The organism is Pararhodonellum marinum (assembly GCF_015354735.1).
Classification (GTDB): domain Bacteria; phylum Bacteroidota; class Bacteroidia; order Cytophagales; family Cyclobacteriaceae; genus Pararhodonellum; species Pararhodonellum marinum.
This window is the reverse complement of the sequence record NZ_JACEFJ010000009.1, coordinates 82,256-103,831: the sequence shown is the minus strand read 5'-3', so window position 1 is coordinate 103,831 and position 21,576 is coordinate 82,256. Positions and strand designations below refer to the sequence as shown.

The following is a 21,576-nucleotide window of genomic DNA, read 5'->3' as shown; positions in this document are numbered from 1 at the left end:
TTTTACTTCCTGTCCCCCAAAACCCAGATCAATCCAACTGAAGCAAAATTGATAAGGGTAAAATTATACACCTCGTCCACATTTGCCCCGCCTTCCAAGATCCTATACCCAGCCTTTATACTGACTTTTTCAGAAATCGGAGCTTTTGCTCCAATTAAAAAATCAAATGCCCTCCCCGGACCCCCAGCCAAGCCATCTCCTTCCACAAACGCACTCCAACCATTCATGTGGTAGGCAGCAAAGATATGAACCAAAGGCACAAAGCCTACATCATCTTTACGGTCTGTCTGATCACCGGATGTCAGTCTTACAGTTGCATCCCTTATCTTGGCAGTAAAACCCAAGCCAAGTGTCCATCTGTCAGTGAGCACCAAATCCCTCCGATAAGTCAATCTATAGCTATTGAATTTATAAAATCCCGCGATTTCAGCTCCTTCTTCAAACTGCGTTTGTTGAAATTGGATGGGGAAAGGGGCGTTGCCTTCATAATAGATCCCTAGAGGAGCAAAAAGTCCAAACACATGGTTTTTGCCAAAAGTATACCCTGGCCTAATCCTGAGAGGAACTACTGCCCCTCTTGCCTCAAAATCCCGATTAAAATCAAAGTTTGTGCCACCTTGATTGGGGATTCTCACCTCATTGTAACCTGGAAATCCCAATCCAGTTTCCAGATCCAAGCTCCATTGCGCAAAGACTGCTTGACCAAAAAACATAAACAAAATAATAAAAATTGTACTTTTCATAAATATTTCAGATTTTATATATCAAAAGTATGATTAATTATCAACACTAAAAAACAACCATGAAATATTTTGGAGGCTAAATAAAAAAATTAGTTCATTGGACTTTAGAATTCCCTCCAGCACTTTCTTAAGGAGGACCAATGTGACGTGTTATAAAGTTGATGAGTTTATTTTTCTTGGTTGGCCATGTTGTTTAAGTAGGCTGTCGGGCTCATACCGAATTGTTTTTGGAAGCATTTGGTAAAATAAGAAGGATCCTGAAAACCCACCATCATGGCTACTTCCGAAACATTCCCGGCCCCTTTGGAAAGCAATTCTGCGGACCTTTTTAATCGGAAAATCTTGATGAATTCCCCTGGACTGTAATCCGTAATGGCTTTGAGCTTTCGGTGCAACTGCATTCTACTCATGTTGGCTTCCTTTCCCAAATCTTCCACACCAAAAAGCGGATTATCCATGTTTGTTTCCAAAGCCAACATTATTTTTTGAAGGAACTTTTCATCCACAGAACTGATGGGTATTCCTGCAGGTTGAAGCAGGATTTCTCTGCTGAAATGTTCCCTCATTTTTTTACGGTTTTGGATCAGGTTCTTGATGCGGACCAGTAGTTCATTGGCCTCAAAAGGTTTGATGACATAATCATCAGCACCGGATTCCAAACCTTGGATTTTATGGTCTCCGGATGCTTTGGCTGTCAGCAGAATAAGCGGAATATGGGCCGTTTTCTCGTCGTTTTTTAGTCTTTTACACATCGATACCCCATCCATTCTATCCATCATCACATCACTCAAGATAAGGTCAGGAATGGTTTCCATAGCAAGTTCCAATCCCTCTTCACCATCCACCGCTTCTATCACTTGATATTGGTTTTGTAGCGCTTCTTTGATATACAAACGAATATCTCGATTATCCTCCACCAACAAAATCAATGGTAAATGATTGTCTTTCAGGAGGAATTGCCCTTTTATCCCTATGTTCTCCTCTTCTAAATCCAAATAAGGCAAATTTCTTAGGTGATCCTTTCTTGTATCTGGTTCGACAACCGCCAGTTCTTCCTGTCCGAGCATAGGCATGGGAAGCCTTACCCAAAAGGTTGTCCCCTCTCCCAAGCTGCTATTCACACGGATTTCCCCCTCATACAATTCCACCAGTTCTCTTACCATAGACAAACCGATGCCACTTCCACCTTTTCCTTTGGTTGAAAAATCATCCACTTGATAAAATCTATCGAAAATCCGCTTGAGTTGATCTGCAGGAATCCCTGTCCCTTCATCCATCACCTTTAATTCTAGCATTTTTATCGTCTCAGTGGGTTCAAAATCCGTCATCCATTTTGGTGGCTGAATTTTATCATAAGAGAGGAATTTGACCATCACTGTAACCTGACCACCTTTATCTGAAAACTTGAAGGCATTGGAAATCAAATTGGTGATGATTTTCTCGACTTTATCGGCATCGTAGTAGACGATAGGGTTTTCAGAGGGATACCTCATCACATATTTGATCTCTCTCCGCTCCGCCAAGGAAGAAAAAGACAAGATCAATACCTTAAGAAATGAAGTGATGGCCGCAGGATTGGCCTCTATTTTCATACTACCGGCTTCAAGTTTTGATAAGTCCAGCAATTGGTTGATCAAATGTTGGAGGCGACGGGCATTACGGCTCATCATTTCAAAAATCTGCCTTTGTCTGCCGATACTTGTTGGGATAATGGTTTCGAGAGGTCCCAAAATAAGGGTCAATGGGGTTCTGAATTCATGGGAAATGTTCGCAAAAAACCGTGATTTCAAATGATCGATTTCTTGCATTTTTTCAGTTTCCAGTGCTTTTAGGGCAAGTTCGTGTTTAAGTGCTTCCCTTCTTTTGATAAAAAACCTTAACCCAAACAGCAAACTGAAAGCAAACACGGTATAAATCAAATAAGCCCACCAGGTCTCCCACCATGGGGGTAGAATTTTGAAAGAGAACAAGGCCATTTGCTCTTTCCAAATTAAGTTATCCAGCGAAGCTTTTACCCTGAAAGTATAATTTCCTGGCCTTAACTGAGCATAACTGACAAACCGCCTGTCTCCACTGTATACCCAATCCGGATCCACTCCTTCCAGTTGATAGGCAAAATGTGTTTTATCAGGGGACTGAAAATTAATGGCCGTGAAGTCGAAGGAAACAAAATTTTGATCATATGGCAACTCAATCATGGAATCAATTTGTGGCAATATTTTCCCTTGTGATTGGACTTGTGTGATAAAAATGGGCAAATCCAATTCTCTATCTTGAATAGCGGCTGGATCAAATGTCAGGAATCCCTGGGGCGTACCGAAGAACATCTTTCCCTTTTTTGCATAGGAACTGTTTTCCAGAAAATATTCTACCGAAACTCCTTCACTTTTGCCAAAATTCCTCACTTCTTTGCTAATTGGATCGAAACGGGTTAATCCTTTATTGGTACCAAGCCAGAGCTGCCCAAATTCATCCTCCTCAATGCTTGTGACTCTGTTGCTTCCCAGACCTTCTTTGACTGTAAATGAGGTAATTTCTCCAGTGGACGCGTTGATAGAAGTGAGCCCTCCCTGCGTAGTTCCCAGCCAAATCATACCCTTGCTGTCTTCAAGAATACAAAGTGGGGCAATGTCATTAATCCTGAATTGGGGGGATTTTTCAAACATGTTGTATGATGAAAACTTGCTGGATTGAGGTTCCAGTTTTATCACGCCCATGGCGGCTGACACGATCCATATTGAACCAGACTTATTGGCAATCAAGTCAAAGATTCTGGTTTTAAAAGGGAAACCATCAGGCTCTGAGGAAGGACTGTAATACGTAAAAGATTCTTTGACCGGATCAAAAGAAGCCAGCCCTTTGCTGTTGCTACCCATCCAAATGTGCCCATTGGGTGCAGCGGCCAGGTTGGTAGGACTGATTTCACAGTCAAATCTTCTGAACTGCCCCTTCTCCTCTTCCCATAGAAACAAGGCTTTTTCGACGATGGTACCAGCCCATAACCTTCCTTGCTGATCTTCCACCATGGGAAATCCATATCCGGGATAAGTGGCCTTAGGGTTTACCGGGTCAAGAGGAATGATTTGGTAGGCCCCTGTTTTTCTATCAAACTTACAAATACCCAGATCATCTACCGCCAGCCACAATACTCCCTTCTGGTCTTCCAAGATCTGATAAATTTGATTTTCTTTTCGAATAAACGAGGCTGGGGCTGGGTTAAGCTGAAAAGTTTGGAAGGGATTTGGTTCTAATATTGCCTTATTTACCCCATACAAAGTTCCTACCCACAAGTTGCCAGCCCTATCCAGATAAGTGGTAAGGATTGAACCTGTACCTAGGCTGCCAGGACTGTTTGCATCCGGTACAAAATCCGCGATGCTACCATTGGCCAAATCAACCATTTGTAAACCCTCACCTGTTGAAATCCAAAGAAATTCTCCGCTTTTATAGATGCTATAAGTGCCTGAAAATGGCTCTTTTTCCAAAAAAACCTTTTCATACAAACCAGGCTTATCAACTTCCATATGGTAAAGCCCTTCTCCGTACGTTGTGATAAAAATTCCACCTGCCAGGTCCAGGGTCAGGGCTGAAGCTGTTAATAAGGTATTATCTTTTCCATATATTGGATATGAGGTGAATTCGTGGTTTTTTGGATGGAATTGATACAATACTCCGTCCTTTATACCCCATATCATATCGTTTTCATCCAAAACGACCAATGGAAAGCGGGAGTCTTTTTCCATGCCAAACACTTCAAAAGCTTTTTCAATAGGATCAAATCTTGCTATTCCACCCTCGGTACCCAACCATAGGTTACCCTTACTGTCTTCTGAGATCGTTTTGATGATATTGAGCACGTTAAGTTCATCTTGGGCAGGTTGATAAAGTGTACCCTTACCTGTGACTTTATCCATATGGATCAAGCCTATTGGTGAACCCAGCCATAGTCTCCCATTTTGGTCTTCATGCATGTGAAAAACGACATTGGAAGGGAGGGTATTTTCTGCGTCTGAGGGATCATGTTGAAAAACCACTGCCTGAAAGCCATCAAAACGAAACAAACCCTCTTTGGTGCCAAACCAAACAAATCCTTCTTTATCCTGAAGAATACTTAGAGTCACATTTTTTGGCAGTCCTCTTTGCCCTGCCATATTTTCGAAAAAAGGCTGAATGGATTGGGTATTTCCATACCAGGAAAATGCAATCCAAAAACTAAACCCCAGACCAATTTTTGTAGTGAACTTCATAGGTTTATTATTGTCTTTTGGCGGTCATATGGAATCTCGCATGAGAATGCATTGTCCATCCGTGTGTCATGCTCGATTTCATGGTATTGTAGCAGGTTATTAGAAAAGAAATTTATTTCTCAAACGCATTGGCGCTAATTGACATCTGAAGCAAAAAAAATAAACTTGGATAAAATCCTCTTAAAACGCATTACTCAGTCGTCCACCTTATATTGGCAAGTGTGGTACTTTACAGGATCTACCACCTCGCAATCAAGGTAGAAATTTCTCAGGGAATTACCTACCACACCTCGAATCAATTTACCTTAACCGTCTAAATATCAGTATCTAACCTCCTAAAGTATGACCCTTCAAGCCTGAAGTAATTCATAGTGCGATAAAAGATCCCCATAACAAAATGTCATAGGGATCCCAACTTTAATCTTGTGTAAGTTCCTCTAATAGCCTTTGGTCACCACCATGGTTACCTTTCCCTGCTTAAAGCTATTGACAAAATAGACCCCGCTACCTGCACTGACAACGGAGGTAGGTGTATCAATCAAATCCAGCAACGTGGTTTCCTGACCTTGATTGATTTGAAGCAATCTTCCGGTATTGGATGTCCATCCTGCGCCTAAGGCAAACCGGGCAAATTCAGTAATCACATACTTATCCGCGGAGACCTTTTCGATATCTGTCAAACTGCTTAAACCATCCTTATACTCACTGACTACACCGTTCAAGTCTATGGCAAAAATCTTGGCCCTACCTTCGGGAAATGGAAAACCCAGGAGGCCGGTAACCAAAAACTTTTGACCGTCAAATACGATACCTGTGGGTACCGCCTCTACAAAGGGTGGTCCTACGGGTAAGGGGTTTTGGGTTCTTGGAAGTGTGGCAAAGACACTCAAATGTCCGCTTGGATCTCTTTTGATGATGGCATTGGCACCGGCGTCAGTAATGTATAGATGTCCATTGGGACCAAAAGCCATGTTGTAGGGATTGGACATGTTGGTATCATCTTCGAAATCGTAATCCACCACAAAAGTAGCTATGTCCTCCTTTTGCAAATGACTCCAGTCTATCGTAGCTCTGCCGGGAGCAAAGCCATTGATATCTGCTTTGAACAAAAACCCTTTGTCATGAAGCATCCAAATGGTGTTGCCTTGAATCAGCACGTGGTTAAGACCAACTGAAATGCCTTCCGCTGCCCTAAATTCAGAAGGAAAATTCTGTATGGCTACAAATTTATTGCCATTGGGGAGAAAGACAGACAATTGACTGTCGTCATTACCTGTACCAGCCTCAGCTACCCATAGCCACTTTTTATGGTCCATGTCCATACCAATCGGTGCCTTCAATCCGCTGGCAAATTCCTGCGTGTCAATGGAGGGTACCAATACCGGAGGTTCTTTGATACAGGAAGTCAGCATCAGGCAAAGTAAGAGAATACCCATCGAGAAAAGAGAAGATGTTTTCATGGTTTTATAATTTAAGATTGTGAAAGAATTGTGATGGGTAAATTTAGGCAAGGAGGATACCTAGGGGCTATGAAAATTGTAACCTTAACTGGTAAATCTGTAATCAAAAGTAAGTTGGCAGGTTATAAAATTACTTTTGTAGCTAAGCTTTAATCAAAAATTGGCTATTCTGTAACATCTTAAATCGTAACCTCTTACGTCATTGGTTTTACCATTTTTATCCCATTTCGCAAATCCTGCTTTCGGATCTTTTTATGAGATGCTATTGGTATTATGCCTGTAAAGTTGACAGGTAGCTTAAATTGTTACTTGACAGATGGATTGAAAACCATCAATCCATATTGTAATCTAAAGGCAGGGCATCGCCCATTTTTTCCCAGCCCATATATCCTTGTAAAAAAATGTCAAAAGGATTTTCAGTAAGCCCTTGATGATTTATAATGGTGTAGGGAACAGTCATTTTGAGCAGGCTGGTCTGGGCCTTAGGATAGAAAGCAGAGGTAAGTCCATAATAGGCCAATTGCATTTTCTCTTCTGTATAGGTTACTTCAAGGTAATCCTCAAATCGGAGCATCAATTTATCATCTTGATTTTTCATAGTGAAGACGCTTCCATTAGAAAATGTGGTATCTCCCACTGAAATGATTTCGGGCAAATGTTCTCTACTAATATAATTTTGATATAAAGAATCTTTCTCCACGGAATTGCTGGCTTGGCTAAACTTCCTTTTGGCATCGATGATTAGTTCATCACTTGGCCTTTCAGGGTTTGGAACCCTTTTTACCTGCCTGATGAGATATCCCTCCTCCTCATCTTTGTCATAAAATATACTTTTGAGAAAATGATGAATACTTCCCCTATATGCTTGCTCACGGCTTTTTATGATTCTCCTCGGAAGTTTGGATTCATATTTTGCAAAATTTTTATAGGATGGATACCCTTGAAAATACACCTCATTGCTAATGCTATCAATTTTAAAACATATGAGGATATAATCGATTTCGTAGCCTAATTTGGGATTGGAAATCTTCAAAACATCCATTGCTTTGGCACTCAATGTGCCCGCTTTTGACTCAGAATCCAAAACCAGTACCTCAGGATTTAAAATTTTACATTTTCTCCCATTCTCACTCGTACCCAAAAACAAGGCTTTGAAAATTTCGAGATTTCTATACCACAACGCATCCCTTTCTCCATCTACTTTGATTTCACTCAGCTGTCTTGTATCTGAAATCAATCGGATTTCATAAAAGGGTTTCAATTCTTCAGTACGGATGTTTATCACCACCAATTCATATCCTAAATTTCTAACCACAACTTCATAATTACCCTTAGGAATTTTCAGCGAAAAATTGCCTTCGACATCTGCACTTACCCCAAAAGTGGTATTATTGAGAAAAATCGTAGAATATGGAACAGGTTCTCCGGTGTCATCATCCAAAACCACTCCCTTCAAAACCTGTCCGGATACACAGCAGGTAAATAAAAAGAATAAAAAAGTCAGAAAAGCGCGATTTCGAATGATCATCCTTAAAATTAACGTTGTCCATCAAAACGACAAAATTAAATTACACTTAGTCCATTGAACTGAAGACCAATGAGTTTATGGAAATAGAACTATCAAGCCCAATATAGAACATATAGACAAGACCGACTATTGCCGATACCCTACATCTCCCCATCCCCTAAATCCCTAAGTCCCTTAGTCTCTAAGTCCCTAAATCCCTAAGTCTCTAAGTCTCTAAGTCCCTAAGTCTCTAAGTCCCTAAATCTCTAAGTCCCCTAGTCCCCCCTTCTAAAGAAAATCAGATCACTCTATTTCTATTTCAAAGGCAACTGGTTTTTGGGAAAAAGCACCATCTCATTACCTGATCTCCCATTGGGAACAAACGCTTTTAAGCGGATCTCTCCTGTGACCGCCACTGGTTCAGTGTACAACTTGGATTGAGGACCGGGCTCTTTGCCATCTGTGGTGTACCTTATTTCCAGGCCCGGAGTTTCCACATTGGCATGGAGAAAACCATTTTTGATGATGGCACCTGGTTTTGGAAGGCGGAAATGATAGCCTCCATGGAGCCATTGTAGACGGGGCAATTCACGCTGACCTACTGCGTTGGCAAACTGATTCCATTCTGCCCGAAAAGCTGTTTCGCGATCATCTGCAGTCGGGATTTGTGACCAGGCAGCATCTCCTGACCAAGCCCTCTCCACCAAACCAAGCATTTTAGGCAACAGGTAATACTCCATGGACTCCTGCCCTTTAACGGTTTCTGTCCAAAGCTGACCCTGTATTCCTTTGATGTTTTGGCGGCCTTCTGTCGTAAGGCCTACTTTTTCTCTGGCAAGCGCTTCCGGGTCCAAGGAGTTGCCATACATGTCTCTTTCGTTGGATAAAAAATGATTGTAAGCGACTGTTCTCCATGATCGCTTCATATCCACCAAACCGGACCAGACATGTCCAGGTTCATCCGGATCCATGTCATAGGCAAGATCAAAGTAGATGTTGGAAGAATTGCAGACAATCACCTCATAACCGGCGTTCGCCAAACGATAGGCCATGTCCTCTCCACCCCAACCGGGAACAGAATTCCATGCATACAGTCGAAAACCTTTATTCGAAAAATCCGGATTGACTTTCGTGTCCCCGTGATTGTCCTCCGTTTCCCGTACTTGTCCTACCTCTTCCCATCCTGCCATTTGGATGCCTCTATTTTCTAAAATTGCACTTATCCGCTCTATAAAATAGGTTGATAAATCTCCGACCTCGCTGACTCCCTCTTTACTTTCAATAAAATCTTTACAAATGGGAGAATCAGACCAAACGCCATGGGGCACTTCATCTCCGCCGGTATGGAAAGTAGACAGGGGAACTTGTGCCTCTCTGTACATGGAACTGATCTCATCTATCACTTTTTCATAGAACTTATATGTGGATTCCTGACAGACACAAAGTGTATTCCCAGAGAAATTCTGGGCAGAGAGGTACTCCGACTTATCATCAAGGTCATCCAGCAAGTATTCCATTGCCCCAGTTGGGTCTCCAGATTTCATTTTTTCATTGTAACGGTGGCGCATGGATTGAATGGCCGCTCTAAAATGAGCCGGCCCCCCGATTTCAGGAATCACCTCAATGTGCCTTTCATGAGCATAACGGAGAATTTCGATCAGCTCATTCCTGAACAAAAATCCTGCGCCAGGTGGTAAATTGAGATTTGGGCCAGATCCATAATAAGGCCACAGGTTTTTGTCTTCATCAGCAGCATGGCCCCTTTGGCTACCCACCGATATCAGTTCTTGTAAACCGGGAATCTCAATCCTCCAGCCTTCATCATTGGCCAGGTTAAAATGAAATACATTCAACTTGTAAAAAGCCATCAGGTCAAGTAACTTTAGTATGGCTTCTTTATCCTGAAAATTGCGGGCTATATCGAGAAACAGGCCCCTATAGGCAAAAAAAGGTTCGTCTTTGATCTGAATAGCTGGAATTTTTACTTTTTCTTTTGGCTTTTGATGGACCTCCTCAGGAAACAAAGCCAACAAGGATTGTATTCCATAAAATATACCCTTACTGTGGTTTGCCTCAATCAGAATACCTTCATCTGGATCTACATTCAAAGCATAACTTTCTAAACCCATAGGACCTAGGGTCTTCGACAAGGTAATGTTGGCCTTGTTACCATTACTTTCTTTCACAAAATAAATATCCTCGGTAAACAGGGCTTTGAGTTGTTTACCAAGGAAGGCCGCCTCCTTTTGAAAAGATTCATCATAGGAAATGATCAGAGGGGCATTCAATTCCAAAATTCCTTCACCCCATGCCCATTCCTTTGGACTTGGTAAGAAAGGGGGAATTTCATTTTCAGGGAGTAACTTATTGTTTTCGTTTTCCTGATAGATAAATTCTGCTGTTGGAATAGGAAGTGAGGAACCTGTAGCGGCCTGGGCCAAAGCATCCAAAGTGATTTGGAAGGTAGAATAATTTTTAAAAGGAATTCCATTTGACAGATCTTTTTCCCACACCCAGTAAACGGCCTCTGGAACATGCGCATTTTTGATCATAGGGGCAGAGGCTTTGTAGCGTATGGAAAGGCTTTCTCCGGGCTGTATGTTTTGGTAATCCTCATTCGGGGAAATTTTCAAATAATCCCCCTGTAAATGGACAATTATCGCTCCTTCACTGAGCATCTCAAGGTCAGGAGGAATGAACATGCTATTGAAAAAAATGGTCCAATCTCCTTCGAGAGGCATATTTGAATAGTTGGTCAGGGTAAATTCTCCGATATGGGAATAGGACTGAAGATCAATTCCCTCTGGTAAATCCCAATGCAAAGAAAGATCATCCAAACGCATGTGGCCATTTTGCTGACAGGCCCAAAATACAATGACCAAAAAAGCGGAAACGAGTAATTGCTTCATAAAAACCCTACTAGTGATCCATAATTTAATAATTTTCAAATACAAAACCCTGATGAACAAGGTCTTTGATCATAAAAAACTAAGGATAACCCATTCCGTTCAAAAATAAGGTAATTGAATTACTCTAAACTTGAAGTATAACGGCAAATATTATGGTTACCCACTTCTTTGCCAGTAACCCAATATTTTACTTCAAACGGGTCGGAAGTATGAAGTCGGAAGCCTTCCGGTCGGCAGGCAGGGATGTGACGGACATTTTATTTTCCTGGCGAGTATTATTGTGAATTACCATTTTACTGGCTTCATTGCGTTCATACATTTTAAATGTTAAACCTTACCGGAAAATAATAACTTGTTTTAAAGCTATCCCTCTATTGACCAAGAGACAATCCTTGGAAATTAGAGCGAAGACAGACATATGTTACGTCCATTTTAACATTAAACTATCGATTTGGAAGATTTGGGAACACATATCTAAGATCAAAAATAAATCATCACAAGCCAAAAATATCAAATAACCAGTCCAAATACGGCTACGTTGGTCAGGGCTTACACTTCAAAAATAAATTCCAAGCATATTTTTTTATTTTTACCATTATGAAAACCAAACCACATACCTACTTTTTCCGGATTCAATATTTGGGTTTGGGATACCATGGTTGGCAAAAGCAGCCCAATGTAAAAACCATTCAGGGTCAACTGGAAAGGGTGCTGGGATGGGTTTTGGGTCATGATCAATTCAATATTCTGGGAGCCAGCAGAACAGACACCGGAGTCTCTTGCCAAAATGGTGCTTTTGAGCTGTTCAGCAGTCAGATTTTGGATCCACAAGCCACTATGCAGGCCTTGAATCAAATGCTTCCCGCTCATATCCGTATCTTGGAAGCTCACCCCATTTCTCCCGCATTCAATATCATTCAGCATGTGTACCAAAAAGAGTACCACTACCATTTTTCCTTTGGCGAGAAATTTCATCCTTTTGGAGCGGCTACACTGGCTTATTTCCCAGAAAACCTGAATCTGCAGGATATGATAGAAGGGGCAGGGATTTTCCAAGGAAGGCATGATTTCCGCAGATTTTGTATCAAACCCAATGAAGAGACGATCTTCCTTAGAGATATCTTAGTGTCAGAGATCATCGAAACCGCTCCGTTTATCTCGGCATATCACCCCCAACAATCATTTTGTTTTAGGGTAAAATCTTCTGGTTTTCTGAGAAATCAAGTGAGGCTGATGATGGGTGCACTTTGGGCAGTGGGAAGAGGGGATTTGTCCCTCCATGACCTTGAGGCTGCACTTGAGAGTGAAATCATATCCCCTTTGTGCCGAAAAGCACCTGCAAATGGGTTAATCTTGCATGACATTGAATTTCAGGATCTTTCCAGTTTTCTACTGGATTGAAAAACTTCAATTCCTCAACTACTCCACCCAAATCCAATTCAATTTTAAACTTTCTCTACTTCGGGTTTTGAGCTGAAATAGAACCGTATAATACCCTGGTTCGGGAATATTTACCTTACCAAGTGGGGTGTCCACAAACTCCTCTGCATAAAACTGCTGGTTGGGCTCCACGACCACTTTGCCCGTGGGTGGAAGGGATTTAGTGATGGTTTCAAGTCCCTTAATCTCTAATTGAAAATCGATGTCTTTAATTCCGGGATTGGCATAGGATAGGCTCATTTGTTTTTCTCCTGGAGCATCTACATAAAATTTCCATTCAAGCACTTCAGCTTCCTTCAATAGCAGGTGTTCAGGAGTAACCCTGTCCGCCTTCACCTTTTCGGCCTTATGGGATAATAGGTTTCTAGCATGTAGCGAAACCCCTCCAAAACTGGATTCGGCAGCCACTTCTCTATCCAAATTCAAATCTTCTCCAAATTCCAGGACCACCACTGAAACAAATGGATCTGGCTGGATCCTAGGTAAATCAATATGAAGAAATGGTCCCTTTTGGTCAAAGCTGAGATTTGTTTTCAATTTATCTGCCAGAAGATAGGCTGATTTGGGAGTGGCAGTAATCCCCGTAACCCTTAATATTTTGTCCAAAGGCCAATTGAATACTTGTAGATATAATTTCTTCCTTTCTCCCTCACTTTTATAGGTGATTTTTCCCCAATCATGTTGGGTGGGCCTGAGCGCTATTCCACCGGCTTGATAAATGGCCTCTCCATTAGTGGCAAGCCATTGCCCCATGTCCTTTAAGCGGGAAATAGATTCAAAAGGAACAGATCCATCAGCCCGTGGGCCTATGTTCAACATAAAATTACCATTGAGACTGACATTGTTGATCAATGCCTGCAGCAGTTGATTGGTGGATTTCCATTCATTTTCCAGCGCATTGTAGCCCCATGAATGGGCAATGGTTCCCGGTGTTTGCCAAGGGTTGGTTTGATAAATGGCCCCCAATTGGTTGTCTCCCAAGGTCTCAAAATCAATGTCCGGATCAGAAACAGGCAAACCCAACCTGGAATTGATCAGACAATCGGGCTGAAGCTCCCTCACCAAACTGATCACCTGCCTGACCTGATGCTCCTCCACAATGGTTTCCTGGTGGGGAATCCACATGTCAAACCAGAGCATGGCAATCTCTCCGTAATTCGTCAACAATTCCCTCAACTGAGGCATGACTTTCTCCTGCCAATATTGATCGAATTCTTCAGCACTCAAGTCATCGCTCAGCTCCCGGTTGTGGTCCCAGCCAAAAGGATGCTCCCAATCCACCCAATGGGAATAGTAAAAGCCCAATTTTATTCCATGTTTTTTGCATGCCGCTGCCAGTTCAGCGATGACATCCTTACTCTCAGGATCATATTGTTTGAAACTGTATTCACCGACTTGGGTATCCCAAAGGGCAAATCCGTCATGGTGTTTGGCTGTAATGGTAATGTAATGCATGCCTGCTTTTTTGGCCAAGATGACCCATTCTTCCGGATCAATGTCGTCCCAAAGAAATCGCTCAGCTAATTTCCCGTAGGCTTCTGTGGAGATTCGGTTTCGGTATTTGATCCATTCTGCATAATTATTGAAATGCCGGTGTTTTTCTCCTTTCCACATCCCCTCTGCCCCACTGTACAATCCCCAGTGAATAAACATCCCAAAGCGGGCATCTGTCCACCAGTCTGTTCTTAAATCTTGGGCATTTAGAACATTTGAAACCATGAATACCGAATAGATAAAAACCAGGCGAATATTTTTCATGTAGATTACATTTTGGGATAAATGAAAATGGGTCAATGCCTCTTTTAAAGGAAATTTACATTATTTTACTAAATTCAAACCATACATTATCTTCCAAATTGAAATGAAAATATTTTTGTGGACATCCTTTGGTGTACTGGTTTTGATGTTTGGTCTTTTGTCCCAACAAAAAAAAACCAAAAACTTTGTCATCCTGTCCTATAACATCTACCATGGAGAGCACCCCTATCAAAAAAATCAATCCAATGTAACTCAAGTGGCACAGTTGATCAGAAAAATTAATCCCGATCTGGTAGCCATGCAGGAGGTAGACAGCATGACCCTGCGAACTGCTACCCTTCACGATGGCACAAAAGTAAACCTGATGCAGGAATGGGCAAAATTGACAGGAATGGATAGTTTTTTCGCTAAGGCAATTACTTTTAGCGAAGGTGCTTATGGTGAAGGCTTGTTGTTGGGATATCCTGCCATTACAGAAAGTCTTTCCCTCCCAACCCCTTTGGGAGGAGAAGGCAGGGCTTTGGCTTTGGCAACCCTCACATTGGATGATGGTAGTAAACTTAGCTTTGGAGGCACCCACCTTTGCCACGAATTTGAAGAAAACCGAACCGCACAGGTAACCGCAATTTTGGCTCATGTCGAAAAAATGGACCATCCGCTAATTATTGCCGGAGATTTTAATTTTGAGATGGATGCGCCTGGATATGCCAAGATGAGCGAAAAATTCTTCGATACAGCCCTGGAATTCGGCAAACCGCAAGCCACGTATTCCTCTAAAGATCCAAAAATTCGGATTGATTACATTTGGCTTTCCAAAAACCATCCTTGGCAGATCAAATCTGCCAAAGTTTTGCCTGCTGATTATTCCGATCACCTTCCATTGCTGGTAGAGGTCAGTTTGGGTTTCTTATAGTTCACAATAAATGAATCGCTTAACCTGTCTTTTGTGTTGGGGGTGTTACTCGGCTCCTGTCTTTTCCTTTTTGGTATTTTCACTTTATTTTTCCTGCAATAAAATTTATCCATTATCTTGCTTTGATTCTTATTATTAAACCTAAAAACCTATGAAAAAAGCTTCTATAGCCATCATTTTCGTCATTTTGACGTCATTTTTATTTTCCTGCCAAACTAAAGAGACCCAATCTGAGCAGGAGGAAAGCAGCTTTGACTGGGATGGGCTGATAGAAGATCAGTTGGACAAAGCAGCAGCTCAATACAAGCATTTGTCCACTTTGGTCCCCGAAGACCGGATGCCAAAAACCTATTACCAAGACAGAGGCGAGCTGGAAACCTCCAATACAGGCTGGTGGACTTCAGGATTTTTTCCCGGTACGCTTATTTATCTTTACGAAGGTACTGGAGATAAGGAGCTCTGGGATTTGGCTATGAAAAAGCTTGAAATTTTGGAAAAAGAGCAATTCAACACGGGAACCCATGATTTGGGGTTTATGCTTTATTGCAGTTTTGGAAATGCAAACCGTCTGGAAAGCAACGAAGCGTACAAAGAAATCATGTTGAAAGGAGCTGAATCTTTGGCTACCCGTTTCAAACCGGAAGTCGGACTGATCAGGTCATGGGACCATGGATCTTGGCAATATCCGGTGATCATTGACAATATGATGAATCTGGAATTTCTTTTTTGGGCGAGTAAAGTTTCTGATGATGAAAGATTCAAGGAATTGGCCATTACCCATGCAGACCATACCATGAAAAACCATTTCAGAAATGATAACAGTTCCTATCATGTGATTGACTATGATCCAAAAAGTGGTGAAATAGTGGGAAGGTTAACCGCTCAGGGTTTGTCTGATGATTCGGCATGGTCTAGGGGTCAGGCATGGGGGCTATATGGCTACACAGTGATGTTCCGGGAAACCATGGATCCAAAGTACCTGGAACAGGCTCAGAAAATAGCAGATTTCACCCTCAATCAACCCAACTTTCCTGAAGACATGATCCCTTATTGGGATTTCGATGCAGAAGGAGGGAAAGAAACCCTTCGGGATGCTTCTGCGGGTGCTATCAATGCTTCGGCTTTGCTGGAATTGGCAAAATATGTCGATCAAGCTGAGGCAGACAAATACCTCGCTGCTGCTGAAATTATGATTCAATCCTTGTCATCTGAAAAATACAGAGCCAAAAATGAGGAATTGGGCGGCTTTTTGTTGAAACATTCTGTGGGTCACCTCAAAGCAAACAGTGAGGTGGATGTGCCACTTACATATGCTGATTATTATTTCGTGGAAGCCTTATTGAGGTATAAAAACTGGTATTTGTGATATTTGATTTTCTTTTACCATGTAAACCACAACGTATTTTTTAATCTGATTGCATGGTTTTAGCCTAACTATCTCTTGGTGTCCTTTGTGGTTTTTTTTACCTCAGAGAACACTAAAGTAAGCACAGAGTTCGCAAAGGATTATTTACTTGATACATATGGTTTAGCCTAACTCATTTCTTGGTTTCTTTTGTGGTTTTTTTTTACCGCAAAGAAAACAAATGGTAATAGAGTTCAACAAGTCTTATGAGTTCCCAAATGATTCCTTTGTGTCTTTAGTGATACCTAGTTTTCTATCTGGTTAATTTTTTCTTGGTGTCCTTAGCCTTTTTAATCAAGCCTCACCAGAGTAGTACCTCCCCCCTTAAGTGTCAATTCCACGGGACGGTTGGTTTTCCACGCACCTTGGGTAAAATCCGGAACGTCTATGGAATTGGAGCGATTGGCCACGGACCATTCACTCAATGGGGTTATGGCACTCCATAAAGCCGCATCATAGACATCCTGATCCAGTGGAAGACCGTTTCTAAGGCAATCAATCAAGCGCCAATCCATCATGAAATCCATCCCTCCATGGCCACCGATCTGCTTGGCCAGCTCACCTACTTTTTTCACAATTTCAGGGGTGAATTGATCCTCAACCTGCTTTATCTCTTTTTCATCAAGCCACCCATGCCCTTTTGAGATCATCGGTCTGGGGTATTTTTGAGCATATGCTTTGGTTCCACTTAAAGCATGTAAACGGGAATAGGGCCTAGGGGAACTCACATCATGCTGCAAAAGAATAGATTTTCCTTTTTTGGTTTTGATCAAGGTGGAATTCATGTTACCCCCAAATTTTTTCCCCGCAAAGGCTGCATAAAACTCATCCTTTTCCGCCAATTCATTGGCTTTTTTAGCCATATGGAAATCGTTGGAGGAAAGAGAGGTGAGGTAATCCATTTGATCGCCGCGGTTGATATCCATCAGCTGGCAAATCGGTCCAAGCCCATGGGTGGGATAGAGGTTGCCGTCCCGCTGATTCTCTTTGAGCCGCCACATGCGCTCATACCCATCCTCTTTGGCAAAATTCAAATCCAACAAATCGTGAATGTAGGCCCCTTCCCCGTGGATGATGTCTCCAAAATATCCCTGTCTAGCCATATGTAAGGTCAGCAGTTCAAAAAAATCATAACAGCAATTCTCCAGCATCATGCAGTGCTTCTTGGTCTTTTCCGAAGTTTCTACCAGTTTCCAGCAGTCCTCCAAAGTTTTGGCGGCGGGAACTTCCACGGCCACATGCTTACCTGCTTCCATTGCGTATACCGCCATGGGCACGTGCCAATCCCATGGGGTGGCAATGTAAATCAAGTCCAAGTCTGTCCTATCCACCATTTTCTTCCAAACATCTGCGTTGCCACTATAGCCTTCTGGCTCATGGGAAGTCCCTTCCAATAATTTTTTGGACTTATCCACCCGTTCGGCATGCAAATCGCAAAGCGCTATAATATCCACTCCCTGTATTTTACTTAAGCGGTTGACCGCTCCGGGTCCTCGCATGCCCAGCCCTATCACTCCCACCCTTACCGTATCAATTTTTGGCGCTGCATACCCCGACATATTGAACTTTTGGTATTGAGAAGAAATAGCTTTGAGATGTGCAGGTAAGACTATTTCAACTTTGGACATTCCCCTGAGGCTGCTGCCAAATAGGCCTAAACCAGCCAAACCTGAACGGATCAGGAATTCACGTCTGTTCTTGCTCATGTAGAATTGACATTAAATAGAAGTATCAAACAAAATGACAAAAAATAACCAAACACCCAAACAGACAAGTCAGATTATCTTGAGTTTGGATGTTTGGTTGTGTAAAATTGATGCGGTAGGTTATTTTGTTGACTACCTCTACTTAAAGCTGTCTGCTTTTTTGTAAGCCTCAATCAGCGCTTTTTCACCTTCTAATCCAGGTGAAGCATTACCGTGTTCCATCCCTGCAATACCCTTAAAACCCTTTTCATCAAGGTATTTAAAAACGTTTAAGTAATTGATTTCTCCGGTACCAGGTTCTTTTCTCCCAGGATTGTCGCCGATTTGGATGTAGGCGATTTCATCCCAAGCCGCCTCCATATGAGTGATCAGATTTCCTTCATTTCTTTGCATATGGTAGATGTCGTACAGAATTTTACAGGCAGGGCTATCCACGGCTTTACAAATGGCATAAGATTGGTCCGAGTTTCTCAAAAATAAGTCAGGGGTATCACTTAAGGGTTCGAGAACCATCGTCAGACCATGGGGTTCCAAAATCTCAGCCCCTCTTTTTAAGGCCTCAATGACATTGCCTGTTTGTATTCCAATGGGGATTTTCCTTTCATAAAAACCAGGGACTACGGTCATCCACTTGGCATTGACCTTTTTTGCGGCTTCAACGGACTGTTTACAGGTTGACAGAAAAGTTTCCATAAACTCATCCTTTCCAGTGGTCAAAGAAGTTTTCCAATTGTCACCCCCATCCACGACAAACACGCCCATGGTCATTCCCAGTCTTTCCAGTGCAGCACCAATTTTTTTCTGATCGGCTTCACTCCTTTTTAGTAGGCCATTGTCTTCCAAAGCCATAAAGCCTTGCTCGGACATAAAGGTCAATTGATCCACCAAATCCTCCCCAGCATGGTGTTTGAACATACCGAAATGAGGTGCATACTTGAGGTTAAAAGCGTGAGGGGCACTTGACCTATGCTCAGGGTTGGCCTTTAAGTGCTGATACCCTCCCATTCCTGCCAAAGCAGTGCTCAAACCGATATTTCTTATAAATTTTCTTCTTTGCATGGTAATGGATTTTATGATCAAACAACTTTTGTTTTACCGGGAATTGCATGAGGATAGAAACCGTCCCCATTGGGAAGCACCTTAGGCATGCTATCCCAGGTCAACTGGGCAGGCATCAAATCCATTTCGGAATTCAAGGCTTCTTCCCAAGAGACTTCTTTACCGGAGTAAGTGGCATATCTTCCCAGTATGGCCGTCATGGTACTCTTTGCCCCATGTTCGGCATCCGAATAGCGGTATTCACCTTTTACAATGGCATCAAAAAGTAAGTCATGTTCTATTTGATAAGGATTGTGGTTGACATTGGATTCGTAGCTGTAGATTTCATTGCCTGAATGATCCCATAATTTACCGCTGTTTCCACCTCCAAAATAGGCTTTTCCTTTCGTGCCTACAAAGGATTCATCCACCTTGTTTTGTGCAGCGGGGAAATGTCGGCATTCGCTGTTGATGATGGTGCCGTCAGCATAAGTGAATCGGAGGCTGTGGTGATCAAAAATTTCTCCGAATTCTTTACCTGTTCTTACTGTACGTCCTCCTGTCCCCTCTGCTTTTACGGGATACCCGTTTTTCACCCAGTTGGCTACATCCAGGTTATGTACATGCTGTTCTACGATATGGTCGCCACATAGCCAGTTGAAGTAATACCAGTTTCTCATCTGATATTCCATCTCTGTTTGGTCTGCCTGTCGAGGATTGACCCATACGCCTCCATCATTCCAATACACCTGTCCGCCCACCACATCACCAATGGTGCCGTTGTGGATTTGGGCAATGGTTTCGATGTATTTTGGATGATAGCGTCGTTGAAGCCCTACCACTACATTGAGTTTTTTCTTTTTTGCGTCTTCTGCTGCAGCCAATACCTGCCGGATCCCTTTGGCATCCGTAGCCACCGGCTTTTCCATAAATACCTGCTTGTTTTGTCGGACAGCTTCCTCAAAGTGTGAGGGCCTAAAACCAGGAGGTGCGGCCAAAATTACTACATCTGCATCCTTCATAGCTTCTTTGTAGCCCTCAAAACCAACAAATTTCCTTTCTTCGGGCACCCTGACTTTTTCAGCTCCATATTTGGTGATAAGGGGTTCATAGGATTTATCAATCCTGTCTCGAAATGCATCTGCCATCGCGACCAACTGTATGTTTTGCCCGGTATCGAAGGCTTGAAAGGCTGCTCCGGTACCCCGGCCTCCACAGCCAATCAAGGCCACTTTGATCACATCACTTCCAGAGGCATAAGCTCCTGGTAAAATGTAAGGACTCAAAACTGCGCCACCCGTTAAAACAGCACTTGTTTTTAGAAATTTTCTTCTTTGATTATTTTGGTATGGGTTCATGTTATCTATTTTTAATGGTCAATAATCATCAATATGGGATTGGTCATAATAAGCCATAATAACCTCTTCTGAGGGAGTTAGATAAGGTCTTACCACACGAAGGCCCAGAAATGGTGCTTCGGGAAACCACCACTTACTCTTAGGGATCTGAGGATCCAATTGCTTCCAAACCGGGGTAGAGAAAAACCGCTTGGCAGACCTCAAGTCTTCGGCCCCACTTTCATAATGACCTCCTCTCAAGACCCTAGGATACAGGCTGGATGGTTCAATTATGGGGTTTTTCAAGGCAATTCCATCCTGTGCTTTGGGGTATGGCGACTGATACCCGTCATAAGTCCACTCCATGACATTGCCCAATATATCATAAAGACCCCATGGGTTGGGTTTTTTCAAACCCACAGGGTGGGTGGACTCTCCACTGTTTCCTGCATGCCAAGCGTATTCATTTATTTGATCGGGATCATTACCGAAAAAATAAGTATCCTCACTACCTGCCCTTGCTGCATACTCCCACTCCGCCTCAGTGGGCAATCTATAAAAGATTCCTGTTTTGACATAAAGCCATTTGCAAAACTGAATGGCCCCATATTGGGTCATGGCGATGGCAGGTCGATTTCCCTTGCCCATACCAAAAGTCATGTCCAAATAAGGTGTAGAAGGTCTTGTCAAACCGTCCACCTCAACAGGCAATGCCTTTTCACTTACCGAAGCCTCGTAATTCTTGTCCAAAAACATTTCGAAAAGATCCCAAGTGATTTCATGGGTACCTATCCAAAAAGCATCCAAGCTCACTTTTCTTTGGGGCCCTTCGTCTTCTAATCTTCCTTTTTCGGATTCGGCGCTGCCCATTATAAATTCTCCAGCAGGAATTGGAACCATTCCAAAATATTGTTCTGTGCCGGGAATTTCCTGCTGATAGGGATCAAATGAAAGCTGAGTGGCTTTCGGCAGTAGGGGGTCTATTAAATAAGCCAGCAACAACATTAAGCTGCAACAGGCCAATGCAATGGGTTTCATTTTATTTTAGGCTTACAGGTTTTCGAAAACTAACTATTTCCAATGAAAATACCATCCTTTCAGCACCATTCAACC

13 protein-coding genes are annotated in these 21,576 nt (G+C 42.4%); 3 read left to right on the top strand and 10 right to left on the bottom strand.

What is annotated here, in order from left to right; all coding sequences use genetic code 11:
* Positions 1-2: 2 nt before the first annotated feature.
* From H1A14_RS16115 to H1A14_RS16095, 5 genes are all read right to left on the bottom strand, one after another.
* Positions 3-743 (bottom strand): porin family protein, encoded by a 741-nt coding sequence (locus H1A14_RS16115; protein WP_228527820.1) that lies wholly within the window; start codon positions 741-743, stop codon positions 3-5.
* 167 nt (positions 744-910) lie between these two features.
* A complete protein-coding gene (locus tag H1A14_RS16110; RefSeq protein ID WP_194777307.1) occupies positions 911-4,990 on the bottom strand; it encodes a hybrid sensor histidine kinase/response regulator transcription factor in 4,080 nt (1,359 codons plus the stop codon).
* 437 nt (positions 4,991-5,427) lie between these two features.
* Entirely contained in the window at positions 5,428-6,450 is a 1,023-nt protein-coding gene (locus H1A14_RS16105; RefSeq protein ID WP_194777306.1) for a ScyD/ScyE family protein, read from the bottom strand.
* Positions 6,451-6,781: 331 nt separating this feature from the next.
* Entirely contained in the window at positions 6,782-7,978 is a 1,197-nt protein-coding gene (locus H1A14_RS16100; protein ID WP_194777305.1) for a carboxypeptidase-like regulatory domain-containing protein, read from the bottom strand.
* Positions 7,979-8,271: 293 nt separating this feature from the next.
* On the bottom strand, positions 8,272-10,866 hold the full coding sequence (locus H1A14_RS16095) for a family 20 glycosylhydrolase (protein WP_194777304.1): 2,595 nt from the start codon (positions 10,864-10,866) through the stop codon (positions 8,272-8,274).
* A gap of 597 nt (positions 10,867-11,463) precedes the next feature.
* Between H1A14_RS16095 and truA the strand changes: the two genes are divergently transcribed.
* Complete coding sequence (gene truA / locus H1A14_RS16090; protein ID WP_194777303.1) at positions 11,464-12,267, top strand: tRNA pseudouridine(38-40) synthase TruA; 804 nt, start codon at positions 11,464-11,466, stop codon at positions 12,265-12,267.
* Between the two features lie 18 nt (positions 12,268-12,285).
* Here the strand turns inward: truA and H1A14_RS16085 are convergent, their stop codons facing one another.
* Positions 12,286-14,064, bottom strand: a complete 1,779-nt coding sequence (locus tag H1A14_RS16085; protein WP_194777302.1) for an alpha-L-fucosidase — start codon at positions 14,062-14,064, stop codon at positions 12,286-12,288.
* 103 nt (positions 14,065-14,167) lie between these two features.
* On the opposite strand from H1A14_RS16085, the gene H1A14_RS16080 reads away from it, so the two are divergent.
* Positions 14,168-14,977, top strand: a complete 810-nt coding sequence (locus H1A14_RS16080; RefSeq protein WP_194777301.1) for an endonuclease/exonuclease/phosphatase family protein — start codon at positions 14,168-14,170, stop codon at positions 14,975-14,977.
* A 151-nt stretch (positions 14,978-15,128) separates the two neighbouring features.
* On the top strand, positions 15,129-16,343 hold the full coding sequence (locus H1A14_RS16075) for a glycoside hydrolase family 88 protein (RefSeq protein WP_194777300.1): 1,215 nt from the start codon (positions 15,129-15,131) through the stop codon (positions 16,341-16,343).
* A gap of 329 nt (positions 16,344-16,672) precedes the next feature.
* Here the strand turns inward: H1A14_RS16075 and H1A14_RS16070 are convergent, their stop codons facing one another.
* The 4 genes from H1A14_RS16070 to H1A14_RS16055 all read right to left on the bottom strand — a co-directional run bounded on the left by H1A14_RS16070 (position 16,673) and on the right by H1A14_RS16055 (position 21,501).
* Complete coding sequence (locus H1A14_RS16070) at positions 16,673-18,088, bottom strand: Gfo/Idh/MocA family protein (RefSeq protein ID WP_194777299.1); 1,416 nt, start codon at positions 18,086-18,088, stop codon at positions 16,673-16,675.
* Between the two features lie 138 nt (positions 18,089-18,226).
* Positions 18,227-19,147, bottom strand: coding sequence for a hydroxypyruvate isomerase family protein (locus H1A14_RS16065; protein WP_194777298.1), 921 nt, complete (start codon positions 19,145-19,147; stop codon positions 18,227-18,229).
* Between the two features lie 17 nt (positions 19,148-19,164).
* A complete protein-coding gene (locus tag H1A14_RS16060; RefSeq protein WP_194777297.1) occupies positions 19,165-20,484 on the bottom strand; it encodes a Gfo/Idh/MocA family protein in 1,320 nt (439 codons plus the stop codon).
* Positions 20,485-20,502: 18 nt separating this feature from the next.
* Positions 20,503-21,501, bottom strand: a complete 999-nt coding sequence (locus tag H1A14_RS16055; protein ID WP_228527819.1) for a formylglycine-generating enzyme family protein — start codon at positions 21,499-21,501, stop codon at positions 20,503-20,505.
* Positions 21,502-21,576: the final 75 nt, after the last annotated feature.

What these genes read in the sequence shown, in the direction of transcription:
- H1A14_RS16115 (WP_228527820.1), bottom strand. Translation starts at nt 743, where the DNA reads ATGAAAAGTACAATTTTTATTATTTTGTTTATGTTTTTTGGTCAAGCA.
- H1A14_RS16110 (WP_194777307.1), bottom strand. Translation starts at nt 4,990, where the DNA reads ATGAAGTTCACTACAAAAATTGGTCTGGGGTTTAGTTTTTGGATTGCA.
- H1A14_RS16105 (WP_194777306.1), bottom strand. Translation starts at nt 6,450, where the DNA reads ATGAAAACATCTTCTCTTTTCTCGATGGGTATTCTCTTACTTTGCCTG.
- H1A14_RS16100 (WP_194777305.1), bottom strand. Translation starts at nt 7,978, where the DNA reads ATGATCATTCGAAATCGCGCTTTTCTGACTTTTTTATTCTTTTTATTT.
- H1A14_RS16095 (WP_194777304.1), bottom strand. Translation starts at nt 10,866, where the DNA reads ATGAAGCAATTACTCGTTTCCGCTTTTTTGGTCATTGTATTTTGGGCC.
- truA (WP_194777303.1), top strand. Translation starts at nt 11,464, where the DNA reads ATGAAAACCAAACCACATACCTACTTTTTCCGGATTCAATATTTGGGT.
- H1A14_RS16085 (WP_194777302.1), bottom strand. Translation starts at nt 14,064, where the DNA reads ATGAAAAATATTCGCCTGGTTTTTATCTATTCGGTATTCATGGTTTCA.
- H1A14_RS16080 (WP_194777301.1), top strand. Translation starts at nt 14,168, where the DNA reads ATGAAAATATTTTTGTGGACATCCTTTGGTGTACTGGTTTTGATGTTT.
- H1A14_RS16075 (WP_194777300.1), top strand. Translation starts at nt 15,129, where the DNA reads ATGAAAAAAGCTTCTATAGCCATCATTTTCGTCATTTTGACGTCATTT.
- H1A14_RS16070 (WP_194777299.1), bottom strand. Translation starts at nt 18,088, where the DNA reads ATGAGCAAGAACAGACGTGAATTCCTGATCCGTTCAGGTTTGGCTGGT.
- H1A14_RS16065 (WP_194777298.1), bottom strand. Translation starts at nt 19,147, where the DNA reads ATGCAAAGAAGAAAATTTATAAGAAATATCGGTTTGAGCACTGCTTTG.
- H1A14_RS16060 (WP_194777297.1), bottom strand. Translation starts at nt 20,484, where the DNA reads ATGAACCCATACCAAAATAATCAAAGAAGAAAATTTCTAAAAACAAGT.
- H1A14_RS16055 (WP_228527819.1), bottom strand. Translation starts at nt 21,501, where the DNA reads ATGAAACCCATTGCATTGGCCTGTTGCAGCTTAATGTTGTTGCTGGCT.